Source organism: Microbacterium sp. (genome assembly GCF_030149085.1).
GTDB lineage: Bacteria > Actinomycetota > Actinomycetes > Actinomycetales > Microbacteriaceae > Microbacterium.
Map to the genome: position 1 here is coordinate 1 of NZ_JASBSF010000360.1, position 4,626 is coordinate 4,626.

The window sequence follows — 4,626 nt, forward strand, 5'->3', positions numbered from 1 at the left end:
GCTGGTCGATCGTGCCGTCTGGGCTGGGCGACATCCTCCGGCAACTGCGCGAGCGCTACCCAGAGCTGCCCCCGATCATCATCACCGAGAACGGGGCGTCCTTCTCGGATGGGCCGGGTGCGGATGGGCGCGTGCGCGACGAGCGACGCATTAGGTTCCTGGACGCGCATCTGCGGGCGCTCTCCGACGAGATGGCCGCTGGCGCGAACGTCGTGGGCTATTACGTCTGGTCGATCCTCGACAACTTCGAGTGGGCTGCCGGCTTCAGCGAGCGGTTCGGGCTCGTCCATGTGGATCTCGACACGCTCGCGCGCACTCCGAAAGACTCGTACTACTGGTACCGGGATCTCATCGAGGCCCAGAACCCAGCGCGGTCAGTCTGAGATCGATCGCGCGTGCGCGGCGAGTCCTGACGCCGCGAACTCGGCAGTGCGGCGCGCGGCGGCGCTGTCGCGGTCAGCCAGCCATGCCAGCGTGATCCCGTCGAGCAGCGCGACGAGCAGGCGGGCAAGCTCGTCCAGAGGCGAGGTCCACTCGGACCCCGTGAGCTCGGCCGCGTACGAGAGCATCTCGGCGGCAGATTCGAAGTACGTTGACCACTGGTCGCGCATCCCGTCCGCGGAATGACGTCGGGAGAACAACGCGAGCTCCATGAGCACGAGCTCACGCTCGGGATTTGCCTCCAGGAGACCGATGTAGGTCTCGAAGCCGCTGCGGAGGGCGCTCTCCAATGAACGGGCGTCCCATGACCCCGCTTGGGCAGCGAAGCGCTCCTGCTCGGTGACGGTGTCAACGACGGCGCGCATGAGCTCATCCTGCGACGCGAAGGCGTAATGGAATGCGCCCAGCGGCATCTCTGCCTCAGCAACGATTCGTCGCGTGGTCGCCTTCCCGACGCCGTCACGAGAGATCACGCGGATCGCGGCTGCCACGAGCTCCTCGCGACGCTGCTCGAGCGGGATCCGACGGACCATCGTTGCCCTCCCCGCCACATTCCCGTAGACGCCGAAACCCGCGGAACTCCGCGGGTTTCTGTTGGCTGGGGTACCTGGACTCGAACCAAGAACAACTGAACCAGAATCAGCCGTGTTGCCAATTACACCATACCCCAAGGGTTCCCGCCGGAACGGGCGCCAAGGGTCAAGTCTAGACGACGCGAAACGCCCCGCCAAACCAGACCCGACAGCGGCGCGTCTCAGTTTGCGGCGAGGTGATCGACCAGCGCTCCAAAGCGGCGAACCGACGCATCCTTGCCCAGCAGCTCCATGGATTCGAACAGCGGCGGCGAGACGCGGCGACCGCTGAGCGCGACCCGCAGCGGTCCGTATGCGACGCGGGGCTTGAGACCGAGCCCCTCGATGAGCGCCGCAGCGAGAGCCTCCTGAATCGCGGCAGCGGTGAACTCCGCCTCCGGAATCAGCTCGATCGCGCCAACACCGGCGACCAGTACCTCACCTGCGTTCGCGGGCAGAGACGTGAGGGCGTCTTGCTCGTAGGTGACGGCATCCGTGAAGAGAAACCCGAGAAGCCCCGGGGCGTCGCCGAGCAGCTGCATGCGCTCCTGCACAAGCGGGGCGGATGCCGCGAGCATCTGAGCCTGCGCGTCCGTGGCCGGATCCGACACGACCCCGGCCGCGATCAGGTACGGAACGAGCCGGGACGCGAAATCCTCGGCACCCAGCATCCGGATGTGGTCACCATTGATCGACTCCGCCTTCTTCTGATCGAAGCGGGCCGGGTTCGGGTTCACGTCGGCGATGTCGAACGCGGCGACGAGCTCGTCGAGTGAGAACACATCGCGGTCGGGAGCGATCGACCAGCCCAGCAGGGCGAGATAGTTCAGAAGCCCTTCGGGAATGAAGCCCTTCTCGCGCTGCAAGAACAGGTCAGCCTTCGGGTCGCGCTTGGAGAGCTTCTTGTTGCCCTCCTCCCCGAGCACCAGCGGCATGTGACCGAAACGCGGCACGAAGTCGGTGACACCGGCTGTGACGAGCGCGTCGTAGAGCGCAAGCTGGCGCGCCGTGGACGGCATGAGATCCTCACCACGGATGACGTGAGTGATGCCCATGAGTGCGTCATCCACCGGGTTGACGAACGTGTACAGCGGCACTCCGCCGGCACGCACGACGACGAAGTCGGGGAAAGAACCCGCCGGGAAGGTGACCTCGCCGCGGATCAGATCGACGTAGGTGAGGTCGTGGTCGGGTACCCGCAAGCGCCACGCGGGCTCGCGCCCCTCGGCACGGAACGCGGCCTTCTGCTCGTCGGTGAGGTCGCGGTCGAAGTTGTCGTAGCCGAGCTGTTTCGCGCGCCCCGCAGCCTCATTGCGGGCGTCGATCTCTTCGGCAGTGGAAAAGCTCTCGTAGACAACGCCGGCGTCGATGAGCTTGTCGAGCACGCCGCGGTAGATCTCGTGGCGCTGCGACTGCCGGTAGGGCACGTGGGGACCTCCGACCTCGACCCCCTCGTCCCAGTCAATCTTGAGCCAGCGCAGCGCGTCGAGCAGCTGGTGGTAGCTTTCCTCGGAGTCCCGGGCGGCATCCGTGTCTTCGATGCGGAAGACGAGCTTGCCCCCGTTGTGCCGCGCATAGGCCCAGTTGAACAGCACCGTGCGCATCAGTCCCACGTGGGGCAGACCCGTCGGTGACGGGCAGAAGCGGACCCGAACGTCGGATCCGGTAGCGGTCGTGGTGGCTGGATGCGGCGTTCCGGGCATAAACATCAAGTCTAGTTGCGGCACGGATGCCGTGCCCCGCGCCTTTAGTACGACTACGCCACCTGGCGGATGCGGCCGTACGGCGCGAGAAGCACCGTTGCGATCACCGCGACACCGACAACCAGCGCGAGCCCCGTGAATCCGATCCACCCGAGGACGATCCCCGACGTGATCGCACCGACGGCGCCCACGAGACTCATCGAGAGGTCGTTGCGCCCCTGCCGTGTCGTGCGGCGCTCTTCGGATGACGACTCGGTCAGCAGCGCTGATCCGGCAACGGTGGCAGCGCTCCACCCCAGGCCCAGCAGAATGAGCGCCACCGTGACCGCAGTGTTGGACTCGGCACCGAAGAAGACCGTGACGAGGGATGCCGCGAGCAGCGCCTGACCGATCATGATCGTGGGGATGCGGCCCACGCGGTCTGCCAGGATGCCGAACACCGGCGAAAGCGCGTACATCCCGGCGATGTGCAGACTGATCGTCAGACCGATGATGGTCAGGCTCGCCCCGTGGTGCAGCATGTGCACGGGTGTCATCGCCATGATCGATACCATGACGCCGTGCGCGGCGGCGTTCGCGAAGATCGCGTAGCGAGCAGGCACCGGGCGATCGGGCTTGACGATCTGAGCCACGACCCGGTCCCGCCGCCGCTGGGCGACGGTCTGGGCCACCAGGAGCGGATCCGGTCGCAGCGCGAACAGGTACACGACGATGCTCAGCGCCTGTGCCGCGATCGTGAAGACGTACGGGCCCGTCAGGGGCGGCATCCCCAGGGCATCGCCGATCGCCTGCCCCGGCTGCACGAGATTCGGTCCGAGCACGGCGCCAATCGTCGTCGCCCAGACGACGATCGAGAGGTCGCGGCCACGCGTGGCATCCGTGGCGAGATCGGCCGCAGCAAAGCGCGACTGGAGGTTTGCGGTCTGCCCGGCGCCGACGAGCCCGAACGCCAGGAGAAGCAGCGGAAAAGACCGTAGCGCCGCCGCGACCACGACCAGCGAAACGCCCACGAGCGCGATGGCCATTCCGGACGCCAGCGAGACTCGTCGGCCGCGCCGCCGCGCGAGCGCAGCCAGCGGCACTGCCAGCGCGGCGGTACCGAGGGTCACACCCGCCGCAGCCAGCCCCGAGAGAGACTCGTCACCGGCAATGTCTGCAGCAAGCACAGCGCCGAGCGAGACTGTCGCGCCGAATCCGAGCCCACCGAGCACCTGACCGGCCGAAAGCACCCAGACGGCGCGTCGCTGGATGCCGGCAAGTTCGCTCGCCTCGTGGCGGTCGTCGACCCAGTCCTCAGAGAGTGTCACTGACGCGGCTCCGCATCCCGCGCAGTGTTGCGCAGGATGCCGAGCCCGTCGATCTCGACCTCGACGACATCCCCAGCCACGAAGGGGCCAACGCCCGCCGGAGTTCCGGTGAGGATCACATCGCCCGGCAGCAGCGTGAACGCCGCCGACACGTACTCGATGATCGCTGGCACCGAATGGATCATGTCGCTGATCGCCCCGCGCTGACGGACCTCGCCGTTGACGCGCGTTGTCAGCTTCGCGTCGCCCGCAAGGTCGAACTCCGTCTCGATGACGGGGCCGAGCGGGCAGAACGTGTCGAACCCCTTTGCGCGCGACCACTGACCGTCCGAGCGCTGAAGATCCCGCGCCGTCACGTCATTGCCGATCGTGTAGCCGAAGACGTAGTCCAGCGCAGCATCCGCCGTCACATTCTTCGCGATGCGGCCGATGACAACCGCGAGTTCGCCCTCGTAGTCGGTGCGCTCCGACTGCCACGGACGCACGATCGGCTCGTCAGGCCCGATGACCGCCGTGTTGGGCTTCAGGAACAGCAACGGCTCGCCCGGGGCGTCGCTTCCCATCTCCGCAGCGTGATCGAGGTAGTTCTTACCGACGCACACG

At 66.9% G+C, this 4,626-nt stretch carries 5 protein-coding genes and 1 tRNA gene; 1 reads left to right on the plus strand and 5 read right to left on the minus strand.

Features of this window, described 5'->3' with window-relative positions; translation table 11 throughout:
* A partial coding sequence (locus tag Q1V87_RS14615) for a family 1 glycosylhydrolase (protein ID WP_300594435.1) occupies positions 1–383 on the plus strand: 383 nt, incomplete at its 5' end.
* Here the strand turns inward: Q1V87_RS14615 and Q1V87_RS14620 are convergent.
* The 5 genes from Q1V87_RS14620 to Q1V87_RS14640 form a co-directional block, all read right to left on the minus strand.
* Complete coding sequence (locus tag Q1V87_RS14620; protein ID WP_292712242.1) at positions 375–974, minus strand: TetR family transcriptional regulator; 600 nt, start codon at positions 972–974, stop codon at positions 375–377. The two genes, Q1V87_RS14615 and Q1V87_RS14620, sit on opposite strands and share 9 nt — an antisense overlap.
* A gap of 62 nt (positions 975–1,036) precedes the next feature.
* Positions 1,037–1,111: transfer RNA gene (locus Q1V87_RS14625), tRNA-Gln, on the minus strand.
* An 84-nt stretch (positions 1,112–1,195) separates the two neighbouring features.
* Positions 1,196–2,716 (minus strand): glutamate--tRNA ligase, encoded by a 1,521-nt coding sequence (gltX, locus tag Q1V87_RS14630; protein WP_300594438.1) that lies wholly within the window; start codon positions 2,714–2,716, stop codon positions 1,196–1,198.
* Between the two features lie 53 nt (positions 2,717–2,769).
* The gene (locus tag Q1V87_RS14635) at positions 2,770–4,023 is read right to left on the minus strand and encodes an MFS transporter (protein WP_300594441.1); all 1,254 of its coding nucleotides are present in this window, start codon (positions 4,021–4,023) and stop codon (positions 2,770–2,772) included.
* Positions 4,020–4,626 (minus strand): fumarylacetoacetate hydrolase family protein (locus tag Q1V87_RS14640; protein ID WP_300594444.1); only part of this gene is annotated, 607 nt, incomplete at its 5' end. The genes Q1V87_RS14640 and Q1V87_RS14635, both read right to left, overlap by 4 nt.